Origin of the sequence: Pseudomonas fildesensis, from assembly GCF_001050345.1 — a bacterium.
Taxonomy (GTDB): Bacteria; Pseudomonadota; Gammaproteobacteria; order Pseudomonadales; family Pseudomonadaceae; genus Aquipseudomonas; species Aquipseudomonas fildesensis.
On the sequence record NZ_LFMW01000013.1, the window covers coordinates 248,851 to 268,428 of the forward strand.

Here is a 19,578-nt window from a genome sequence, read left to right on the forward strand (position 1 = left end):
ACGATGGATTTCTAGGGGGCATCGGCCTATTGCCAGTCAGTTAAGGGGGCGCACTGTACTTGTGGCGAGGCGTCGTGGGGTTCCAGGCTTTCCGTCAAAGCGGGCAGTTTGATCTACAAATCAGGTTAGAGTGTTCATTTAACAATCGATACGTGAAGAATGAATCGTCCGCTGTTTGTTTCTCTAGATGGGCCCAAGGGCGTCGGAAAAACCACACTGTTGGAGGCCGTTACGAAAGTACTAAGGGCAGACAATAAAAAGGTGATCCGACTTTCCGAGCAAAAAAGTGATCCCTGCCGGGGTGAAACAATGGCACTCGTCAACAAACTCGCCAGAACCCCCACCCGGGATTTGGAACTGGAGTTCGAGGTTTGTGAGCGCTTTGCTGATAGCCGGGCCTGGATTTCCCAGCACGTGCTGGCTAAACAGCCGCCAGGCAGCATCATCTTGATTGATCGCTGGTACCCGTCTGATGCCGCGTTTCGCCGGATCGTCCCGTTTGCAGAGATTCTACAGGTGAACATTGATCGAAACGTGCAAGTGCCAGACCTGCATGTCGGGGTTGTCACCGCCCCGGATATTTCATGGGCGAGGGCAGCAGCACGCCGGCGTGGGCTGAGCAGTACTGTGATCCACACGCTGGGAGAACATGTCGCTTGTACCCAGGCGTTCGAGCGAGCGATTGCAGATCACGGTTGGTTTCTATGCCGTAATGAAGGAACGCTCGAAGACGCAACGATGCAGGTGATTTCTGAGATCTATAGCGTTCTTCTAAGCGCCAGTCTGGATGAGGTTGAGATAGCCGTAAAAGGAGTTAACCAACACCGCTAACAGCACGGGGATGGTTAACCGCTTGAGGTGATAGAGGTAAGTCAGAAGTCCAATGTCACTCCGGCATAAAGCGCGCGACCCTCTCCAGGCGAGTGCAGGGATGCTTGGGCGCCATCCGGGTCGTACCAGACGTATTCGTAATATCGGTTTGTGAGGTTTTTCAACTGAAGATCTACGCTCACTGATTCGGTCACCTTGTAAGTGGCCCCGAGATTTATCAGTACGTAACCCCCATAAGTACCTTTGGTGTTTTCTCGCTCCAGGTAATAGTTGGTCTGGCCGTTCATCCACGCGGTCAATTGCAAGGCAGGGGTCGCTTCATAGCTGATGCCGGCGTTGTAGAGGTGATGGGGGATGTGGTCGATTTCCTGGCCTTTGCTGTTGGGCAACGTGGCGCTCGGCTGGAGTATTTTTGAATACTGCCAGGAGTAGGCCATCCAGATCTCAGTTCGCTCGTCAGGGTGCAGGTTCATCTGCAAGTCGTAGCCCCAGCGCCGGGTTTCGCCGACGTTGTCCGACTCTCCACTTGGATCGTTTAGCCTGCGACTGACTTCGCCTGAGGCTTCTTGCTGCCAATAGGCGACTCGACCATCGACCCAGTCAGCCGGCGTGAACTTGATGCCGGTTTCCCAGCCTTCATTGATCGAGGGTGCCAGATCGGTATCCCTCGGCGGGATCTTGTAAGCTGCCGCGCCCGTACCCACCTGGAAGGTTCGCCCCCAGTTGGCATAGAGGCTTGCCACCTCCCATGGGGAATACACCACGCTGAGCTTCGGCTGCTTGATCAGGCCGTAGTCGTTTATGTCGTAGTCCATGCCGGTCATTTCGTTGGTGAAGTCGCCCTGGATCTTGTCGACTCGGTAGGCCGGTACGATCTTCAGTGACTCGAAAGGTTTGATTTCGGCCTGGACGTAAGCGCCGTAGGTATCGAAATCGAATTGCTGGTCGCGGGTGGTTGCCTGGCGTGAACGGTCTTTGGTTCGATAACGCTCACTCTTGTTTTGTTGCTGTTGTACGTCTGCTCCCCCTTCCAGTGCAACGTCATACAACCAGCTGACTTCGGGTCGCCACGTCAGAGAGGTGAGGGCGCCGTATTGGGTTTCGTAGGCGTCGCGTTCCTGTTGGGCGCTAGTGCGCCAATACTGTGTCCAGCGTCGATCATCGAAGGTGTTGACGTAGGTTTTCGCCGACCACGCGAGATTCTCAACCAAGTCTGTATCGAAATGCAGGCTGACCTGATTCATACGCCGAGTACCCTTGTCTGTGGCGTTGAAACTGTTGGTCATACTCGGATGATGACGGGCATCGTCTTCAGTCAAATACCCGGGCTCTTGAGCTTCGGTTTCGTAGTGACGTGCGATCAAGCCGATGCGGTAGCTGTCGTCGTCCGGTGTGTAGAACCACTTACCAGACATCGAAAACTTGTCTGCTTGGGCGTGATCCCGGTAGCCATCGGATTTTTGATAGGCGAAGAAGTAGTTCTGAGTCCAATTGTTGCTTTCAATGCCCTTGGCGAGTTGGGCCTCCTGGGTATTGAAGCTGCCATAACGAAGCCGCGCCTTGTTGTAGTCGCCACCCGTGCGGGTCAGCATATTGACGTTGCCGGCGATGTTGTTTAGGCCATAGCGGGCATCGCTTGTGCCACGCACCACCTCGATGCTGTCCAGCTCCAAAGGGAAAATCATATCCATGTACGGCATGTTGCCGTCATTGCTGTTGCTCGGAATGCCGTCAATCAGCAGCTTGACCGCGTTGACTTCACCCTCGCCGTTGAAGCCTCGAAAGGAGATCTTTCCGGATGTGGTGCCTTGATTGAATTCAGTGAGCATCACGCCTGGTGCACGGCTGAACAGCTCCCAGCTGTAGTTGACTGGCATCTTCTCGAGGATGTCTGCCCCCAAAATATCGACTGAGCTAAGCACGTTACTGGTGTTCAACGGGCCGCTGGCCTTGCCTTGAACGCTCACCGTGCCCAGGGTGAGCGTTGAGTTTTCGATTTTGCCGGTTTCGGCTAGTGCTGACGAAAGCGGGCTTAAAACGAACACGCTAATCGAAAACAGGGGCCACATGGAGCCAGACACAGACAAAGGCTTTGCACGAGGTAAAGTGATTGGAGAAGGCATAACGCACACTTCCTGATAACCAAGAGTATTCATGAGCGTTTAGGCGGTCACAGGGGGAGGCCGCACAAACACTAGGGAATGAAAACAGCGCCGAACATTTGTCGGCGAAGCAACGTTGGATATCAGGCGATAGGCGAGGCGCGCGGGCTTAGGCTGGGCCAGCGGATTCTGGGGTGCAGCGTAGGCAGTTCGGGGTTGTCGAGGGAGGTGTCAGGTGTGTATCGAGGCAGGAAATTTCGGTAGTAGTTCGATGGCAGCGCTGCCAGCCCAGCATGTCCACAGCAGCAATCGCCGTGTTGCATGAGGGTTTTTGATGGCGTCTGTTGCTGGAGGGTATCGATCAGTTTATTGAATCCGGCAGGCAATGCCTTTAACGCACCACCTGAACAGAAACCGCCCCAAAGCATCAATTGCATGTCCGGCGTCTGCATCGCGCGGCTCAACGGCATGGCCAACATGTTTAACAACACGGCCAGGCAGGCGATCCACGGGCGGATGCGTTTCAACGAAGCCATGAATGAAGACGCCGCAAAGGGGGATGGCATTTAGCCGTAATTCGGTAACGATGTAAAAGCTTTACAGCTGCGCCCGTTCGCCGCAGGGAGGGCTATCGCCAGACGGAGCGTTCAGCGCAGCGGCAAAAGGATGCGGATCAGGTATGGCAAGTGGTCAGCGAGTTAAACGTATTTGAGCGGGTTCATCCTTCAGGCCATTGCGCGCCAGAAAACGCTTCTCTCGGGAGCAGTTCAGAGCGTATATCTTCCGTAAGTTTTTTACGGTTTCTTTACGGTAGGTGTTTTTGCCCACAACGATACTGGCCGTAACTTTGAGTTCATCCATGCGCCTTGCTTTCTGAAGGCCCTGAAAAGCGTAATGCCCAAGGACGGCGTGCAGTGACTTCCCTACTAATTAAGAGACGCGCCCCTTGAGTGAGACAGCGACCGCTACACACGACGACACCCCATCCAAAACGTCAGGCGTGGGCATGCTCGTCGCCGCTGTCGGCGTGGTGTACGGGGACATCGGCACGAGCCCGCTCTACACGCTTAAAGAAGTGTTTTCCGGCCACTATGGTGTCCAGGTCAATCACGACGGCGTGCTCGGCATTCTGTCGTTGATCTTTTGGTCACTGATCTGGGTCGTCTCGATCAAATACGTGCTGTTCATTCTGCGTGCCAATAACCAAGGTGAAGGCGGCATCATGGCGTTGACGGCGTTAGCCCGACGCGCTGCAGCACCTTACCCACATATGAGCAAAATACTGGTTCTGCTGGGGTTGTTTGGAGCGGCACTTTTTTACGGCGACAGCATGATCACCCCCGCGATTTCGGTGCTCTCGGCGGTTGAAGGATTACAGCTGGCATTTGACGGAATAGAGCAGTGGGTTGTGCCGCTGTCCGTGATCGTGCTGGTGGCGCTGTTCCTGATACAGAAACATGGCACAGCCCGAATCGGCATTTTGTTTGGCCCGGTCATGGTGATGTGGTTTGTGGTGTTGGGTGCCCTAGGGATCTACGGCATTTTGCAGCGCCCCGAAGTGCTGCAAGCGCTCAACCCTTCTTGGGCGGTGCAGTTCTTCATCGTTCATCCTGGAATGGGTGTGGCGATATTGGGTGCCGTCGTGTTGGCATTGACCGGTGCAGAAGCACTGTATGCCGACATGGGCCACTTTGGCCGCAAACCGATTTCGCGGGCCTGGTTCATTCTGGTGTTGCCGGGGCTGGTGCTCAATTATTTTGGCCAGGGTGCGCTGATCCTGGAGAACCCGGAAGCGGTGCGCAATCCGTTCTATCTGCTCGCGCCGAACTGGGCACTGCTGCCGATGGTCGCGCTGTCCACACTTGCGACCATTATCGCTTCTCAAGCAGTGATCTCCGGTGCTTTCTCCCTAACGCGCCAGGCGATCCAGCTAGGGTACGTGCCTCGGATGTTTATCCAGCACACCTCCAGTCAGGAGCAGGGTCAGATCTACATCGGTACGGTCAACTGGGCATTGATGGTGGGTGTGGTACTGCTGGTAATCGGCTTCGAGTCGTCCAGTGCCTTGGCCGCTGCCTATGGGGTGGCCGTCACGGGCACCATGTTGATCACCACCATTTTGTCTTCAGCTGTCGTCCTGCTGCTCTGGAAAACGCCGCGTTGGGTGGCTATCCCGATGCTGCTCGGTTTTCTGCTGGTCGACAGCCTGTACTTCGCGGCCAATGCGCCGAAGATCTTCCAGGGCGGTGCGTTCCCGGTGATCGCCGGCATCGGCTTGTTCATCTTGATGACCACGTGGAAGCGGGGGCGCAAAATCATCGTCGAGCGGCTGGACGAGACCGCACTGCCTCTGCCGTTGTTCATCAGCAGCATTCGTTCGCAGCCGCCGCATCGGGTGCAAGGTACAGCGGTTTTCCTGACAGCCAGGGCCGATGCTGTTCCCCATGCACTCTTGCACAACCTGCTGCATAACCAGGTGCTGCACGAGCAAGTGGTGCTGCTCACCGTAGTGTCCGAAGACAGTCCTCGCGTCAGTGCAGACCGACGGTTTGAGGTTGAAGCCTACGGTGATGGGTTCTTCCGGGTCAGTCTCCACTTCGGTTTCATGGAGGAGCCCGACGTACCCAAGGCATTAAGCCTGTGTCATTTGAATGAGCTGGATTTCAGTCCGATGCGTACGACGTACTTCCTCAGCCGGGAAACGGTGATCCCTACCAAGCGCATTGGTATGGCACGCTGGCGAGAAAACCTGTTCGCGTTTCTGCTGAAGAACGCCAACAGCAACCTCAGGTATTTCAAATTGCCACTGAATAGGGTGATTGAACTGGGGACTCAGGTAGAGATGTAATGGCGAGAACGGTGCCTCTGCGGCCTTTTCCTCCGGGGTGACTTTGTTGAGTACTGCGCCATCCGCGGCCCGCGCGGTCAACGCTTGCAGATTCAAGGTTCACTCCTTGCCTACCAAGGTAGGCGTTCTCCGTTCACACGGTTTTCGCCAGATCAGCGTTGACCCAGGTTCTTCGTTGGGCCAATGACAAAGCGAAGCTTTCTAGGGCTGCTTTATTTTCAAAGTGGGCTGCTTGTCTGGTGCTGGTTTTTGACTCCAGCACTGCGCAACGGTTATCGATACAGCGACGGCCACTATCTGCTCAAATCAAAGCTGAAACCGATAGCCCACCCCATACAATGACTCGATGGGCGTTTCCCCTGGGCACGCCTGCTCCAGCTTACGCCGCAGATTGCGGATATGGCTGTCCACTGTGCGGTCGGTGACCACGCGGTGGTCGGAGTAGATCTTGTCGAGCAGTTGATCACGGGAAAACACCCGGCCGGCGGAACGTGCAAAGGTGCTGAGCAAGCGAAGTTCCAGGGGGGTGAGGTCCAGTTCAATACCGTCGAGTGATGCGCAGTACTGCGCTTCGTCGATCAGCAGTCGCGGTGGCGCGCGGGTCAGGAGTTGGGGGCCGCGGCGCAGGATGGCCTTGACCCGGGCTACCACCTCGCGCGGACTGAAAGGCTTGCAGATGTAGTCGTCGGCGCCCAGGTCCAGACCCATCAGGCGGTCCACCTCTTCGACGCGGGCGGTAATCATGATGATCGGCACGGCGCTGAAACTGCGCAGGTCCTGGCACACTTGCATTCCGTCGCGCCCAGGCAGCATAAGGTCGAGCAAGATCAGGCGCGGTGCTTGGGCGCGCACGGTTGCTACCACCTGCAAGCCGTTGTCGAGGCACAGGGTCGGGTAGCCGGCGGCGACCAGATAATCCTGTAGCAATGCGGCCAGCTTCGGTTCGTCTTCAACAATCAGGATCGGGCTTTCATCGCTCATGAGTCAGATATTCCGTGGCAGGCGCAGGGTCAGCCAAAGGCCACCGAGGGGGGAGTGAGCGGCGTTAAGGCTGCCGCCGTGGGCGAGGGCGATGCTGTGACAAATCGCCAGCCCCAGGCCGGCCCCGCCACTGGCACGGTTGCGCGACGACTCGCCGCGATAGAAGCGCTCGAACAAGCGCGGCAGCTGCTCGGCCGAAACGCCAGGGCCGGAGTCGAGGAAGTCGATGCACACGTCGGCCCGATCCGGGAAGGCGCGGATGCGTATGACCCCCTTCGGATCTGTATAGCGCACGGCGTTTTCCAGCAGGTTGGAAAATAATTGCTGCAAGCGATTGGCATCGGCCAACAGTTCCAGGGGCTCAGGCGGCAGGTCCAGTTCGACGCGCAAGTGGCGTGCGTTCAAGCGCTCCTGGAACATCGACACGCTGGTTTGCAGCAGTTGATCCAGTGCACACGAGTTCTTGCGGTAGGTCAGCGCGCCAACATCCGCCAGCGAAAGCTCATAGAGGTCATCCACCAGTTTGCTGAGCATGCTGACCTCACTTTGCAAAGACTTCATCGAGCCTTGGTTCAGGGTGCGTACGCCATCCTCAATGGCCTCCAACTCGCCGCGCAACACCGACAGCGGGGTGCGCAATTCATGGGACACATCAGCCATGAACTCGCGACGCATCTGTTCATTGCGCTCCAGGGTGTAGGCGAGCTGGTTGAAGTCACGGGCCAATTGGCCCACTTCGTCATTGGAGGCCACCACCACCCGGCTGCTGTAGTCGCCGCTGGCCAGGCGGTGCGTCGCAGCGGCTACTCGTTTGACCGGCTCCAGCAGTGTGCGGGCGATCCACCAGGCAATCAGCATCGCCAGCAGCAGCGAAAAGGCGCCCATGACCAGGCTGGTGCGTAACTGGTAATGCTGGAACCGTTCGCCGCCCGCTTCGGTCACGCTCTGGAACGGGGTCACGGCCAGCCAGCCAACGGTTTCATCGGCCACCACGATCGGGCGTAACAGGGCGTCGTTGCCGATATCCGGGTAGCCGTTCACGCGTTTTTTGTGTTTATCCAGCAAGGCGATGCGAAACAGGGCGCCCGTCAGGTCCGAGGCCATGGGGGTGCGCAAGTCGTTCTTCGCCGGATCTTCGCCGACTTCGGGCCGCATAATGTCGAACCAGCGATCCGGCTGGTTGCGCAGGAACTCCCAATTGCCCTCACGCGCGTAGGCACTGGCCAGGCGCGGCAGCACGGGCGCCATGCGGTCCAGCGCCTGCTCATTGAGATACCCGAGAAAGCCTCGCCCAAAACTCCAGCTCGTCGCCAAGCCCATGCTAAGGATGACCAGCAGCACACCGGCCAGTACCGCAATAAACAGCTTGGTGGAGATACTCAACTTCATGGAGAGGGGCCGTTAAGAATGGATAGGGTCATTTAGGCCCTGGCGGAGAAAAGATTCAACCCAGCCAGACAATCTTCAATTTTCCTGCACATTTGCCTCGCAGGATGGCGCTGACTCAAGTCATCCCGTCTTGCAGAGGCACCTATGTCGACGAAAACAATCGCCAAATTTCTGGTAACCGCCGCGGTTTTCCTGTCCTTGATCATTCTGGTCATGCTGGGCGGCTGCTCCGGCGGCGAGCCAGCACCTGAAGCGGTCACCCCCAACGTCTCGGTGATCAGCGTAAAACCCCAAAGCCAAGTGCTGACCACCGAGCTTGCGGGGCGCACCCAGGCCTTCATGGTGGCGCAAATTCGTCCGCAAGTCGGCGGCATCGTCCAACGGCGGCTGTTTGTCGAGGGTGCAGATGTCAAGGTTGGGCAAGCGCTGTACCAATTGGATGCGGCTTCCTATACCGCGGCCCTGGCACAGTCCCAGGCGAGCCTCGCCAAGTACCGCGCCACGCTTAAATCGGCGCAGGCCACGGCCAAACGCGACGCCGAACTTGTGAAGATCAATGCCATCAGCCAGCAAGATAACGAGGACGCGCAGGCGACCTTGCTGACGGCCGCCGCCGACGTGCAAGTCGCCGAGGCCGAAGTCCAAACCGCCCGGATCAACCTGGCTTACACGCGTATTACCTCGCCGGTCAGCGGGCGTATTGAAACGTCCACCGTAACCCCTGGCGCCCTGGTGGTTGCCAATCAGGACAGCGCGTTGACCACGGTGCAGCAGCTCGATCCGATCTATGTGGACGTCACCCAGTCGACCACCGAACTGCTGCGGCTCAAGCGTGACCTGGCCAGCGGCGCCTTGCAGTCCAACGGCGAGGGCCAGGCACGGATCAGCCTGAAGCTGGACGACGGCAGCACCTACAACCAGCAGGGGCGGCTCAAGGTCAGCGGCGTCAGTGTCAACGAGGGTACGGGCACCGTCACCCTGCGCGCTGAATTCGCCAACCCTGACCACCTGCTGCTGCCGGGGATGTATGTACGTGCGGTGCTGGAACAGGCGCGCAATGACCAGGCCATTCTGATTCCGCAAAAAGCGGTAAACCGCAGCGCCAGCGGCGTGACCACGGCGTTGCTGGTGGTCGACGGCAAGGTTGAACAACGTGAGCTGACCATCGATCGCGCGGTGGGTAACCAGTGGTGGGTCACGGCGGGCCTGAAGGCGGGTGACCAGTTGATCGTCGAAGGCGGACAAAAAGTCCGTGCCGGCGCCGCGGTAAACGTGCAAGACGCCAGTCACCAGGCCGCCACGGCGTCCACCCCTGTTAAGGAGGGTTAACCGTGGCGCACTTTTTTATTGATCGACCGATCTTCGCCTGGGTCATCGCCATCGTGATCATGCTCGGTGGCAGCCTGTCCATCAGCCAGTTGCCGTTGGAGCAATACCCGGACATCGCGCCGCCCACGGTCAAGATTTCCGCCACCTACACCGGGGCCTCAGCCAAGACCGTAGAGGACTCGGTGACCCAGGTCATCGAGCAGCAGATGAAAGGTCTGGATAACCTGACCTACATGTCGGCCACCAGCAGTTCGGCAGGCAGCGCCAGCATCAGTTTGACCTTTACCGCCGGGACCGATCCGGATGTCGCCCAGATGCAAGTACAGAACAAGCTGCAACAAGCCGAGTCGAGACTGCCGCAATCGGTACAAAGCGAAGGGCTGACCGTGACCAAGGGTGGCTCGGACTTCTTGATGATTGTCGCCCTGGCATCGGACGATCCCAGTGTCAGCGGCACCCAGATCGGTGACTACATTTCCACCACCTTGCTGGACTCCATCAGCCGAATAGACGGCGTTGGCGATGTGCAGACCTTGGGGTCGGGCTACGCCATGCGTATCTGGCTGGACCCCGGCCTTTTGGAAAAGTACGCGTTGATGCCTTCGGACGTCAGCAGCGCCCTGGAGGCGCAGAACACCGAAGTCTCCGCCGGGCAGCTCGGTGCCTTGCCGGCGATCAAGGGGCAGCAGTTGAACGCCACGATCAGCGCCCGCAGCAAACTGCAGACTGTCGAAGAATTTCGCAATGTGGTGGTCAAGTCCAACAGTGATGGTGCGGTGGTACTGCTGGGCGATGTCGCGACCCTGGAGTTGGGCAGCGAAAGCTACGACATCAGCACCGCCCTCAACGGCAAGCCCGCCGCGGCCATGGGTGTGCAGTTGGCAGCAGGCGCCAATGCGCTGAACGTCGGCAAGGCGGTCAAGGCCAAGCTCAAAGAGATGGAACCGTTCTACCCGACAGAAATGCAGCTTAAAAACGTGATTGCCTACGACACCACACCGTTTGTCAGCCTATCCATCGAGGAAGTGGTCAAGGCCTTGGGCGAGGCCATCGTGCTGGTGGTGTTGATCATGTTCTTGTTCCTGCAAAACCTGCGCGCGACGCTGATCCCGGCGATTACCGTGCCGGTGGTGCTGCTGGGCACGTTCGGTGTGTTGGCGATGTTTGGCTATTCGATCAATACCTTGACGATGTTTGCCATGGTCTTGGCGATCGGCTTGCTGGTGGACGACGCCATTGTGGTGGTGGAAAACGTCGAGCGGTTGATGGGCGAGGGGCTATCGCCCGTGGCAGCCACGCGTCAATCGATGCGTGAAATCAGCAGCGCATTGGTCGGCATCACGCTGGTGCTGAGCGCGGTGTTTATTCCCATGGCGTTTTTCGGGGGTTCTACCGGGATTATCTATCGGCAGTTTTCGGTGACCATTGTCTCGGCTATGGTCCTGTCGGTGTTGGTGGCGATGACCCTGACGCCCGCGCTCTGCGCTTCGTTGCTCAAAACGCGCGACGGCCAGGGGCATGGTGCTCAGCGCGGGTTCTTCGGTTGGTTCAACCGCACCTTTGAACGTGCAAGTGCCGGTTACGAGCGCTGGGTGGGCGTGGTGTTGCGGCGTTGGGCGCGCAGCCTGCTGCTCTACGGGCTGGTGCTGGTGGTCATGGCGGTGGGCTACATGAGCCTGGCCACTTCGTTCCTGCCGGACGAAGACCAAGGGATCCTCCTGGCACAGATCCAGTTACCGGTAGGCGCGACGGACAGCCGGACCCAATCGGTGATCAAGCAGTTCGAGGACTACATCCTGAAACAGCCCGAAGTCGACGCGATGATCAGCATCAGTGGGCTGGGCATGGGCGGTAACAGCCAGAACACTGCGCGGGCGTTTATCCGCCTCAAGGACTGGGCCGAGCGCGGTGGCACCGGCCAGGATGCGGCCTCCATTGCCCAGCGCGCGACCATGGCGCTGTCCAGCATCGGCGATGCCGACGCTTTCGTCATGCAGCCCCCGACTGTACGTGGTCTGGGCCAGAGCTCGGGGTTCGACCTGCAACTCAAGGACCTCGGTGGCCTGGGCCACGATGCGTTAGTGGCGGCTCGCGAACAGTTTCTTGAACTGGCCAGAAAAGATCCACGCTTGCTGGGGGTTCGCAGCAACGGCCTGGACGATGCACCGCAGCTCAAGGTCAGCATTGACGACCGCAAGGCCGGGGCCCTGAGCCTGAGTACCAGCGATATCAACACCACCTTGTCGACGGCCTTGGGCGGTACTTACGTAAACGACTTTCTCAACCAGGGCCGGGTGAAAAAAGTCTATGTGCAGGGCCAGGCATCCTCGCGCATGCAGGCTGCGGATCTTGATCATTGGTTTGTGCGCAACAGTAACAATGAAATGGTGCCGTTCTCGTCCTTTGCCAGCAGCTCCTGGAGTTACGGCTCGCCGTTGCTGGAACGCTACAACGGTAACGCCTCCCTGGAAATCGTTGGCGATCCCGCGCCAGGCGTGAGCTCCGGGGATGCGATGAATGCGGTTGAAGCCATTGTCCGGCAATTGCCCCAAGGCATCGGCTACGAGTGGACCGGGCAGTCCTATCAGCTGCGACTGTCCGGGTCCCAGGCGCCGCTGCTTTACGCAATCTCCGTATTGTTTGTGTTCCTGTGCCTGGCCGCACTCTACGAGAGTTGGTCGGTGCCGTTTTCGGTGATTCTGGTGGTGCCCCTTGGAGTGATCGGTGCGGTGCTGGCGACCCGTGTCGCCGGGTTGAGCAACGACGTGTATTTCCAGGTCGGGCTGTTGACTACGGTGGGCCTGGCCGCGAAAAACGCGATCCTGATCGTTGAGTTCGCCAAGCACCTGCAAGAGCAAGGCAACAGCGTGATCGACGCGACGCTGATCGCGGTGCGCCAGCGCCTGCGGCCGATCCTGATGACCTCCCTGGCGTTCATGTTCGGCGTGTTGCCGCTGGCCTTGAGTACCGGCGCAGGCTCCGCCGGGCGTCAGGCCATCGGTACCGGGGTACTGGGCGGGATGTTCAGCGCCACGGTGCTGGGGATCTTCTTTGTACCGCTGTTTTTTGTGCTGATCCGCCGCCGTTTTGGCCGAGTACGCAACGCTAACCAATCTGCCCCGACAGGTGATGCATGATCAAGTCACACTGGCCCTTGCTGGCCGCCATGGCCCTGGGTGGCTGCGTCAATCTGGCACCACAGTATGAGCGTCCTGATGCGCCGGTGTCCGAGCAATGGCTGCCGGCGACCAGCCGCCCCAAAGGGCAGGTGAGCGCTGATATCAAATGGCAGCAGTTCTTTACCGACAGCCGCCTGGCGCAGTTGCAGGCCTTGGCGCTGACCAATAACCGCGACTTGCGCCTTGCCAGCCTGAACGTTGAAAAGGCCCAGGCGCAGTACCGCATCAAGCGTGCGGACCTGTTCCCCAGCATTGACGCGGGCGTCAGCGGCACCCATAGCCGTACGCCGGGGTCGCTGTCCAACACCGGCACGGCGGCCACTACTCACGATTACAGCGCGCAATTGGGGCTGAGCAGTTATGAACTGGACGTGTTTGGCCGTGTACGCAACCTTCGGGACGAGGCGCTGGAAGACTACCTGGCGCTGACGGAAACCCAGCGCAGCACGCAAATCAGCCTGGTGGCCGAAGTCGCCACTGCCTGGTTGACCTTGGCCGCCGACAACGAACGGTTGCTGCTGGCCCAGGAAACCCTGACCAGCCAACTGGCCACTTACGACTTGACCCAGCGCAGCTTTGCTCTGGGCGGTTCCGCCGCCCTGGCCGTGGCGCAAGCCCAGACCACGGTCGAGTCGGCGCGGGGCGATGTGGCGTCCTACGAGAGCCAGATTCTGCAGGACCGCAATGCGTTGCGCCTGCTGGTGGGTAGCGACCTGCCCGAGGCACTTTTGCCAGGCACGCACCTGGAGTCGGCTGCGGTGCTGGTGGAGATTCCGGCGGGCCTGCCTTCCAGCCTGTTGCAACAACGCCCGGATGTGCTGTCGGCCGAACACACACTCAAGTCTGCCAATATCGATATTGGTGCGGCCCGTGCGGCGTTCTACCCGAGCATCAGCCTGACCGCCAACGCCGGCTCGTCCAGCTCTGCGCTTGCCGGGCTGTTCAAGTCCGGCAGCGGTGCCTGGACCTTTGCCCCGAGCATCAGCGTGCCGATTTTCGACGGAGGGAGTAACCGCGCGACCCTGGATTCGGCCAAGGTCGAGCGCGACATCCAGGTGCAGACCTATCAGCAAACCCTGCAGACCGCATTCCGCGAAGTGGCCGACGCACTCGCCGTGCGCAGCACCCTGGATCGCCGTATCGCCGCGCAACAGGCCCTGACCGATGCCAGCCGCAAAAGCTTCGAACTCTCGGATGCCTTGTATCGAGGCGGTTCGCAAAGCTACCTCGAAGCCTTGGATGCGCAACGCTCCCTCTACAGCGCACAGCAGGACCTGATCACCCTGCGTCTGACCGAGCAGGGCAACCGCATCACGTTGTACAAAGTGCTGGGGGGCGGTTGGAATTAATGGCTCCACCACGTGCACACATAACCGCAGCGATGGAACGGCTTGCGCGTATCAAATCGACTGACTTCACTCAACGGGGAATAAACATGTGTGCATATCGTTCCAATTTAAGCCGCTGCACTCAGGTGCTTGCCTGCGCCTGTTTCATAATGATTTCACCCCTTTCCCGCGCGGATTCCGACAAGGATCCATGGGAAGGTATTAACCGACCTATCTTTTCATTCAATGACACGTTGGACACGTATGCACTGAAACCTCTCGCCCAAGGCTATCAATTTGTCACCCCCCATATTGCTCAAGACGGCATTCATAATTTTTTCAACAACCTGGGGGAGGCCAAAAATCTGGCTAACAATTTACTTCAAGCAAAGTTTCATAGTGCCGGCGTCGATACGAGTCGCTTTTTGCTCAACAGCACGATTGGCCTGGTGGGGTTGATCGACGTCGCGACGCCGATGGGGTTGCAGCGCAGTGACGAAGATTTCGGTCAAACCCTCGGTTATTGGGGGGTCAATAGCGGGCCTTACCTTGTACTGCCGTTGCTGGGGCCAAGCACACTGCGCGATGCGCCAGCCATCTTTCCCGATACCTACGCCAACCCGGTTCGCTACATCGGCGACGTTCCTACGCGTAATAGCCTGTACGGCATGAGCATGATCGACGGACGTGCTCAATACCTAAAATCCGAAAAGCTCATTACGGGCGATAAGTACAACTTTATTCGAAGTGTTTATCTGCAAAGCCGAGAGTTCAAGATCAAGGGAGGAAACGTAAAGGATGACTTTTGATGCGTGCGTGACGACAACGCGCTCGAGTGGTCTGAATTGATCGCAAGGACCGTCCATCGAAGCCTCGGCGCTGATGGACGGCGCCCTGGGGTTACGCCGCAGTGGATTTCCTGACGGTATGTTCCCTAGCGGAAGCCATGCCTAGTGAGCCGTGGTGTTCCGCTACTACCGGAAGGGTCGCGGCAGCGCATGTCCATCGGTGGGTGTCCCGAAGTCAGCGACTAGTGTTTGGTGGGACGACCATTGCAACTACTCTGGTTGTGCACGTTGTTACTTGGCTAAACAGCATGCGGGCCTTGCCGTGGATCTTCGCTACCAGAGGCCGCATCGCCCTCTATTTACGTTTCACAGATACCGGTAGGTGCATAATTTTGTGTCGCCAGCGCCTCCGTACTTGCGTCCGGGAAAAATAGATAATATGTTAACGGTATAACTAAAATAATCTGTGGGAGGGGGTATGCCTGCCGTGTTTAACTCTTGCGCTGAGTTCACCAATTGGAGCCGCGACTTGCGTGCGGTGTGCGGTAACTTCAGCACGGCGCTTTCAGATCAGCACAATCTGTTTATCGGCAGCGTCCACGGCCAGGATGTCTGTGGCTTGGAGTTGGCACATATCCGTACCAATGCGGGGTTGATCAGCCGTCGTCACACCTGCGGTGACGGGGACGACGATCGTTACTGTTTTCTAATTCTTCAGAGCAGTGGCCATCAGCGCATTCGCCAACAAAACCAGGTGATCGAGTTGGGGCCTGAAGACATCGCCTTGGTTGACTCTGCGCGGGCATTTGAGATCGAGCCGCAGGGGTTAGTGCAAAACATCTCGATTCACCTGTCACGCCAAGAAGTCAGCTTGCAGCTCAGCCAGAAACAACTGTTCGGCAAGCTCTCTCGCAATAGCGTCTCCACTCACATGATTCGCGCATTGGTGCGTTCGTTGGGTGATGTGAAGTTGAGCAACAACTATGGCGGCAGAAGCGATGGCCCAGCACTGGAGCAAGCATTGATCGGATTGGCCGCTGCCGGCCTGGACCAAGGTACCGATGGACAGCTTGGATTTTCCTGCGTGGGCCATGATGATGTTTATGGCTTGGCCACCCGCTTGGTTGAGACTTCCCTGCAAGAGGCCGAGTTAGGTCCTGAATATCTGGCCCGCCGCTTGAACGTCTCGGTCCGACAGCTATACCGGCTTTTCGAGCAGCGTCACGAAAGCATCTCTCGCTATATTCAGCAACGCCGCTTGGAGCGGGTGGCTCAGGATCTACGGGCCCAAGACCTGCGTCATGAGTCAATCACTCAGATCGCCTTTAAATGGGGTTTTGTTGACGCCGCGCATTTCAGCCGAGCCTTCAAACGCCATTTCCAACATGCCCCTCGGGATTTCCGCCAATACCCCTCGTAAGTGCCAGCATGGCAGAAAATGCCAAGCGGTTTGGCAGACTCAGTCAAGTCATGTTGCGTGGCAGGCACTCTAATAAGGTTGCCTGGGCTGGGGGTGATACCGAGCCGATTATTGCTGGAGAAAAATAATAATGAAACCACGGAGCCTGCTGATAGGCACCCCTTTACTGATGGCCACGTTCTGCTCAGTTGCGTTGGCAGGCCCGGCTCAGGTCGATGGCCAGCGAATCATCGCGGCCGACCAAGAGCCGGGCAACTGGATGAGCCACGGCCGCACCTACGACGAGCAGCGATACAGTCCACTAGTCAGCGTTAATGCCAGCAACGTTGGGCAGCTGGGTATGGCGTGGACGACCAAGCTTGATATCGACAGCGGCACCGAGGCTACGCCGCTCGTGGTCGATGGGGTGATGTACACCACCGGTGCTTTTAGCATTGTCTATGCCATCAATGCCGCCACGGGCGAGTTGCTTTGGAAATACGACCCGAAGGTGCCGGCCGAGAACCTTAGTCAGGGTTGCTGTGGTCCGGTCAACCGTGGCGTTGCGGTATGGCAGGGTAAGGTCTATGTGGGCAGCTTTGACGGCCGCTTGATAGCCCTTGATGCGGCTAATGGTCAGCCCGTGTGGAGCGTCGACACCATCATAGATCGCACGAAGAGCTACTCGATCACGGGGGCTCCCCGCATCGTCAAAGGCAAGGTGCTCATCGGCAATGGCGGCGCCGAGTTCGGGGTTCGCGGTTACGTCACTGCTTACGATGCCGAGACCGGCAAACAGGTATGGCGTTTCTATACTGTGCCGGGAGACCCAAAGCTGCCACCGGAAAACCCGGCAATGGCCAAGGCGATGAAAACCTGGGACGGCGACGGCTGGGTCAAATGGGGTGGCGGCGGGACGGTGTGGGACTCTATGGCCTACGACCCGGAGCTTGATCTTCTCTATGTGGGCACTGGCAACGGTTCACCCTGGAACTATCAGTTCCGCACCAATGGCAAGGGTGACAACCTGTATGTGTCTTCGATTCTGGCGCTCAGGCCAGACACAGGCGAATACGTGTGGCACTACCAAATCACGCCGCAAGACCAGTGGGATTTTACCGCGACCCAACACATGATTCTGGCCGACATCAAGATTGACGGTAACGTGCGTAAAGTGATCATGCAAGCGCCGAAAAACGGCTTCTTCTACGTCCTTGATCGCACCAGCGGCAAGTTGCTGTCGGCGAAGAATTTCGTCCCGGTGAACTGGGCCAGCGGTATCGACATGAAAACCGGACGCCCGATCCTTACCGGCGCGGCCGACTATTCCAAAGAGCCGAAGGTTGTGCAGCCAAGCTTTCTCGGCGGGCACAACTGGCACCCCATGTCGTTTAGCCCGAAGACCGGCTACGTCTACATCCCGGCCCAGTACACCTTGGCTGAACTGAAGGCTGCCAAGGCACCGATGTTCTTGCCGAACAAGTCAGTGGTGAACTTCGGGCTGGATGTGCCGGACCTGCCTGAAGATCCTGAAACCCTCAATAAAATCCGTGAAGCCTGGAGCGGTGAGTTGATTGCCTGGGACCCGGTTAAACAGAAGGCGGCCTGGAAGCAGCCGTATATCAGCGCCGGCAACGGCGGTACGCTCGCCACGGCGGGCAACCTGGTGTTCCAGGGCACTGCCGATGGCCGCGTAGTCGCCTATCGCGCCGACACCGGCAAGAAACTGTGGGAGCATCGGGCCAATTCCGGGGTGATGGCAGGGCCTGTCACCTATACAGTCAATGGCGAGCAATACGTGGCGTTCTCGGTGGGTTGGGGCGGAATCATCCCCTTGCTGACCGGGCCATTGACCAACAAAGGCAAGGTGCGTGCGGAGTCACGGGTGATTGCCTTCAAGCTCGGTGCCCACGGGGAGCTGCCGCCGCCAAAGGCTGCGCCGGTTTTGCCGACCACGCATCAGACACTCACGGCAACCCCCGAGCAACTGGCTCAGGCTCGCGGTCTGTTCAATGGCCTGTGTGCCGGCTGCCATGGCCTGAATGCTATCAGTGGCGGCGTGGTGCCGGACCTGCGCTATCTGGATGACAACAAACACGCGGCGTTCCCCGCCTTTGTCAGCGGAGCGCTGATCAACAGGGGCATGCCGAACTTCTCCGACATTCTTCAGCGCGAAGATATGGAGTTGATCCGTCAATACCTGGTCAAGCGTACCCAGGATTTGCAGGCCGATCTCAAGGCTGCCGGGCACACTGCCTCTCACTGATCCCATGCTGTTTCACCTTGCCTGGCGACTCCCCAAGGAGTCGTCATGGCGAAGCTCTGCCTCCAATAAAAATAAAGAGAAACGTCATGAAAACACTTAGCACTCTGACGCTCAGCGCACTTTTCGCCAGCCTGGCGCCCTTGGCCCAGGCCGATGTTAAACCCGACCCTGGCGACTACACTGCGCTACCGCAAGGTACCGATGTGGTGGTGTTGTACCAGCAGAACCCGAGAGGGGATAAGGTCTACTCCGGCGGCAAAAAAGTGGCTGATAACCTGGGCCTTGATCTGACTGTCGGGGTCTTGCGGCTGATCCACTTCACTGAGTTCTTCAACACAGGGCTTACGTGGGACCCGCAGATTGTCATCCCCTTCGGCTATCAGAAGACCGGTGCCACCGACAGCAAAAATTCGGGGCTGGGTGATATCACTTTCGGAGGAACGGTGTGGACCATTGCTGATCTTGCCAAGAATGAACATCTGGGCTGGTCGGTATTCGTTACCGCGCCCACCGGCAGCGAGAAGAACCAGGGCTTTGCCTTGAGCGACAATCGCTGGGCCCTGGATTTCCAGGTCGGTTATATCAAAGGGCTCACCGACAAAATTACCTGGGACGTGATCGCCGAAACCGAATTCTACGACGAGCAGCGTTCCACCGATGCCAAGAAAGATCCGTTACTTCAGTTGCACAATCATCTGCGCTACAACTTCACCCCTGACACCTACGCAGCGATCTCATATCGTCACAACTGGGGCGCGCGCGAGACGCTTGACCATGAAACCCTTGCCACGAGCCGCAGCAATGGCACGATTGGCTTCACTGTAGCGACAATGTTGGGTAAGCAAGTGCAGGTCCTGGGGCAGCTCATGCATGACACGTCCGTGCGTGAGGGCGTGAAGATTGATAATTCGCTGCAGTTTCGTCTTGCGTACTTCTACTGACTCGAAGGCGAACCCGCGTTGAGCATTTGCAACTAAGCGGTAGGCCGGCATGGGCGTCGTCCATGCCGTCGGCTTGTGAGTAGCGAATCATCAGCGATTTGAGTTCGGTGTAAGCGTCGATAAACGCTGACCCGAACTCACGCCCGATGCCCGATGATTTGACGGCACCAAAAGGCACCGCCGCGTCTTGAGGAGGG

General features: G+C 58.2%; 14 protein-coding genes. 9 read left to right on the forward strand and 5 right to left on the reverse strand.

Annotated features, from left to right (window positions below):
- The first annotated feature begins 159 nt into the window (after window positions 1-159).
- Entirely contained in the window at window positions 160-831 is a 672-nt protein-coding gene (locus ACR52_RS20775) for a dTMP kinase (protein ID WP_048728873.1), read from the forward strand.
- Between the two features lie 41 nt (window positions 832-872).
- On the opposite strand, the gene ACR52_RS20780 is transcribed toward ACR52_RS20775, so the two are convergent.
- The 3 genes from ACR52_RS20780 to ACR52_RS30795 form a co-directional block, all read right to left on the reverse strand.
- Window positions 873-2,900: a TonB-dependent receptor gene (locus ACR52_RS20780; protein ID WP_048728875.1), complete on the reverse strand. Its 2,028-nt coding sequence runs from the start codon at window positions 2,898-2,900 to the stop codon at window positions 873-875.
- Between the two features lie 176 nt (window positions 2,901-3,076).
- Window positions 3,077-3,469: a DUF2946 domain-containing protein gene (locus ACR52_RS29605; protein WP_082143191.1), complete on the reverse strand. Its 393-nt coding sequence runs from the start codon at window positions 3,467-3,469 to the stop codon at window positions 3,077-3,079.
- 154 nt (window positions 3,470-3,623) lie between these two features.
- A complete protein-coding gene (locus ACR52_RS30795) occupies window positions 3,624-3,794 on the reverse strand; it encodes a hypothetical protein (protein WP_161799311.1) in 171 nt (56 codons plus the stop codon).
- A gap of 145 nt (window positions 3,795-3,939) precedes the next feature.
- On the opposite strand from ACR52_RS30795, the gene ACR52_RS20785 reads away from it, so the two are divergent.
- A complete protein-coding gene (locus tag ACR52_RS20785; protein WP_048728877.1) occupies window positions 3,940-5,781 on the forward strand; it encodes a potassium transporter Kup in 1,842 nt (613 codons plus the stop codon).
- A gap of 306 nt (window positions 5,782-6,087) precedes the next feature.
- Here ACR52_RS20785 and ACR52_RS20790 read toward each other — a convergent pair whose 3' ends face one another.
- Window positions 6,088-6,762, reverse strand: coding sequence for a response regulator (locus tag ACR52_RS20790; RefSeq protein ID WP_048728878.1), 675 nt, complete (start codon window positions 6,760-6,762; stop codon window positions 6,088-6,090).
- 3 nt (window positions 6,763-6,765) lie between these two features.
- Window positions 6,766-8,151 carry a sensor histidine kinase efflux regulator BaeS gene (baeS, locus tag ACR52_RS20795; protein ID WP_048728880.1) on the reverse strand — a complete coding sequence of 462 codons (1,386 nt, stop codon included), beginning with the start codon at window positions 8,149-8,151 and terminating at the stop codon, window positions 6,766-6,768.
- A gap of 144 nt (window positions 8,152-8,295) precedes the next feature.
- On the opposite strand from baeS, the gene ACR52_RS20800 reads away from it, so the two are divergent.
- From ACR52_RS20800 to ACR52_RS20830, 7 genes are all read left to right on the forward strand, one after another.
- Complete coding sequence (locus tag ACR52_RS20800; RefSeq protein WP_048728882.1) at window positions 8,296-9,480, forward strand: efflux RND transporter periplasmic adaptor subunit; 1,185 nt, start codon at window positions 8,296-8,298, stop codon at window positions 9,478-9,480.
- A gap of 2 nt (window positions 9,481-9,482) precedes the next feature.
- A complete protein-coding gene (locus ACR52_RS20805) occupies window positions 9,483-12,617 on the forward strand; it encodes an efflux RND transporter permease subunit (RefSeq protein ID WP_048728886.1) in 3,135 nt (1,044 codons plus the stop codon).
- Complete coding sequence (locus tag ACR52_RS20810; protein WP_048728887.1) at window positions 12,614-14,008, forward strand: efflux transporter outer membrane subunit; 1,395 nt, start codon at window positions 12,614-12,616, stop codon at window positions 14,006-14,008. Before ACR52_RS20805 ends, ACR52_RS20810 begins: the two co-directional genes overlap by 4 nt.
- Window positions 14,009-14,094: 86 nt before the next feature.
- Window positions 14,095-14,796 (forward strand): MlaA family lipoprotein, encoded by a 702-nt coding sequence (locus tag ACR52_RS20815; RefSeq protein WP_048729026.1) that lies wholly within the window; start codon window positions 14,095-14,097, stop codon window positions 14,794-14,796.
- 457 nt (window positions 14,797-15,253) lie between these two features.
- Window positions 15,254-16,195: a transcriptional regulator FeaR gene (feaR, locus tag ACR52_RS20820; RefSeq protein WP_048728891.1), complete on the forward strand. Its 942-nt coding sequence runs from the start codon at window positions 15,254-15,256 to the stop codon at window positions 16,193-16,195.
- Window positions 16,196-16,325: 130 nt separating this feature from the next.
- Window positions 16,326-18,440, forward strand: a complete 2,115-nt coding sequence (locus tag ACR52_RS20825; RefSeq protein ID WP_048728895.1) for a PQQ-dependent dehydrogenase, methanol/ethanol family — start codon at window positions 16,326-16,328, stop codon at window positions 18,438-18,440.
- An 86-nt stretch (window positions 18,441-18,526) separates the two neighbouring features.
- Window positions 18,527-19,381: a transporter gene (locus ACR52_RS20830; RefSeq protein ID WP_048728897.1), complete on the forward strand. Its 855-nt coding sequence runs from the start codon at window positions 18,527-18,529 to the stop codon at window positions 19,379-19,381.
- Window positions 19,382-19,578: the final 197 nt, after the last annotated feature.

Excerpts from the sequence above, each read along its gene's own strand:
- ACR52_RS20775 (WP_048728873.1), top strand. The coding sequence starts at position 160 with ATGAATCGTCCGCTGTTTGTTTCTCTAGATGGGCCCAAGGGCGTCGGA.
- ACR52_RS20780 (WP_048728875.1), bottom strand. The coding sequence starts at position 2,900 with ATGTGGCCCCTGTTTTCGATTAGCGTGTTCGTTTTAAGCCCGCTTTCG.
- ACR52_RS29605 (WP_082143191.1), bottom strand. The coding sequence starts at position 3,469 with ATGGCTTCGTTGAAACGCATCCGCCCGTGGATCGCCTGCCTGGCCGTG.
- ACR52_RS30795 (WP_161799311.1), bottom strand. The coding sequence starts at position 3,794 with ATGGATGAACTCAAAGTTACGGCCAGTATCGTTGTGGGCAAAAACACC.
- ACR52_RS20785 (WP_048728877.1), top strand. The coding sequence starts at position 3,940 with ATGCTCGTCGCCGCTGTCGGCGTGGTGTACGGGGACATCGGCACGAGC.
- ACR52_RS20790 (WP_048728878.1), bottom strand. The coding sequence starts at position 6,762 with ATGAGCGATGAAAGCCCGATCCTGATTGTTGAAGACGAACCGAAGCTG.
- baeS (WP_048728880.1), bottom strand. The coding sequence starts at position 8,151 with ATGAAGTTGAGTATCTCCACCAAGCTGTTTATTGCGGTACTGGCCGGT.
- ACR52_RS20800 (WP_048728882.1), top strand. The coding sequence starts at position 8,296 with ATGTCGACGAAAACAATCGCCAAATTTCTGGTAACCGCCGCGGTTTTC.
- ACR52_RS20810 (WP_048728887.1), top strand. The coding sequence starts at position 12,614 with ATGATCAAGTCACACTGGCCCTTGCTGGCCGCCATGGCCCTGGGTGGC.
- ACR52_RS20815 (WP_048729026.1), top strand. The coding sequence starts at position 14,095 with ATGTGTGCATATCGTTCCAATTTAAGCCGCTGCACTCAGGTGCTTGCC.
- feaR (WP_048728891.1), top strand. The coding sequence starts at position 15,254 with ATGCCTGCCGTGTTTAACTCTTGCGCTGAGTTCACCAATTGGAGCCGC.
- ACR52_RS20825 (WP_048728895.1), top strand. The coding sequence starts at position 16,326 with ATGAAACCACGGAGCCTGCTGATAGGCACCCCTTTACTGATGGCCACG.
- ACR52_RS20830 (WP_048728897.1), top strand. The coding sequence starts at position 18,527 with ATGAAAACACTTAGCACTCTGACGCTCAGCGCACTTTTCGCCAGCCTG.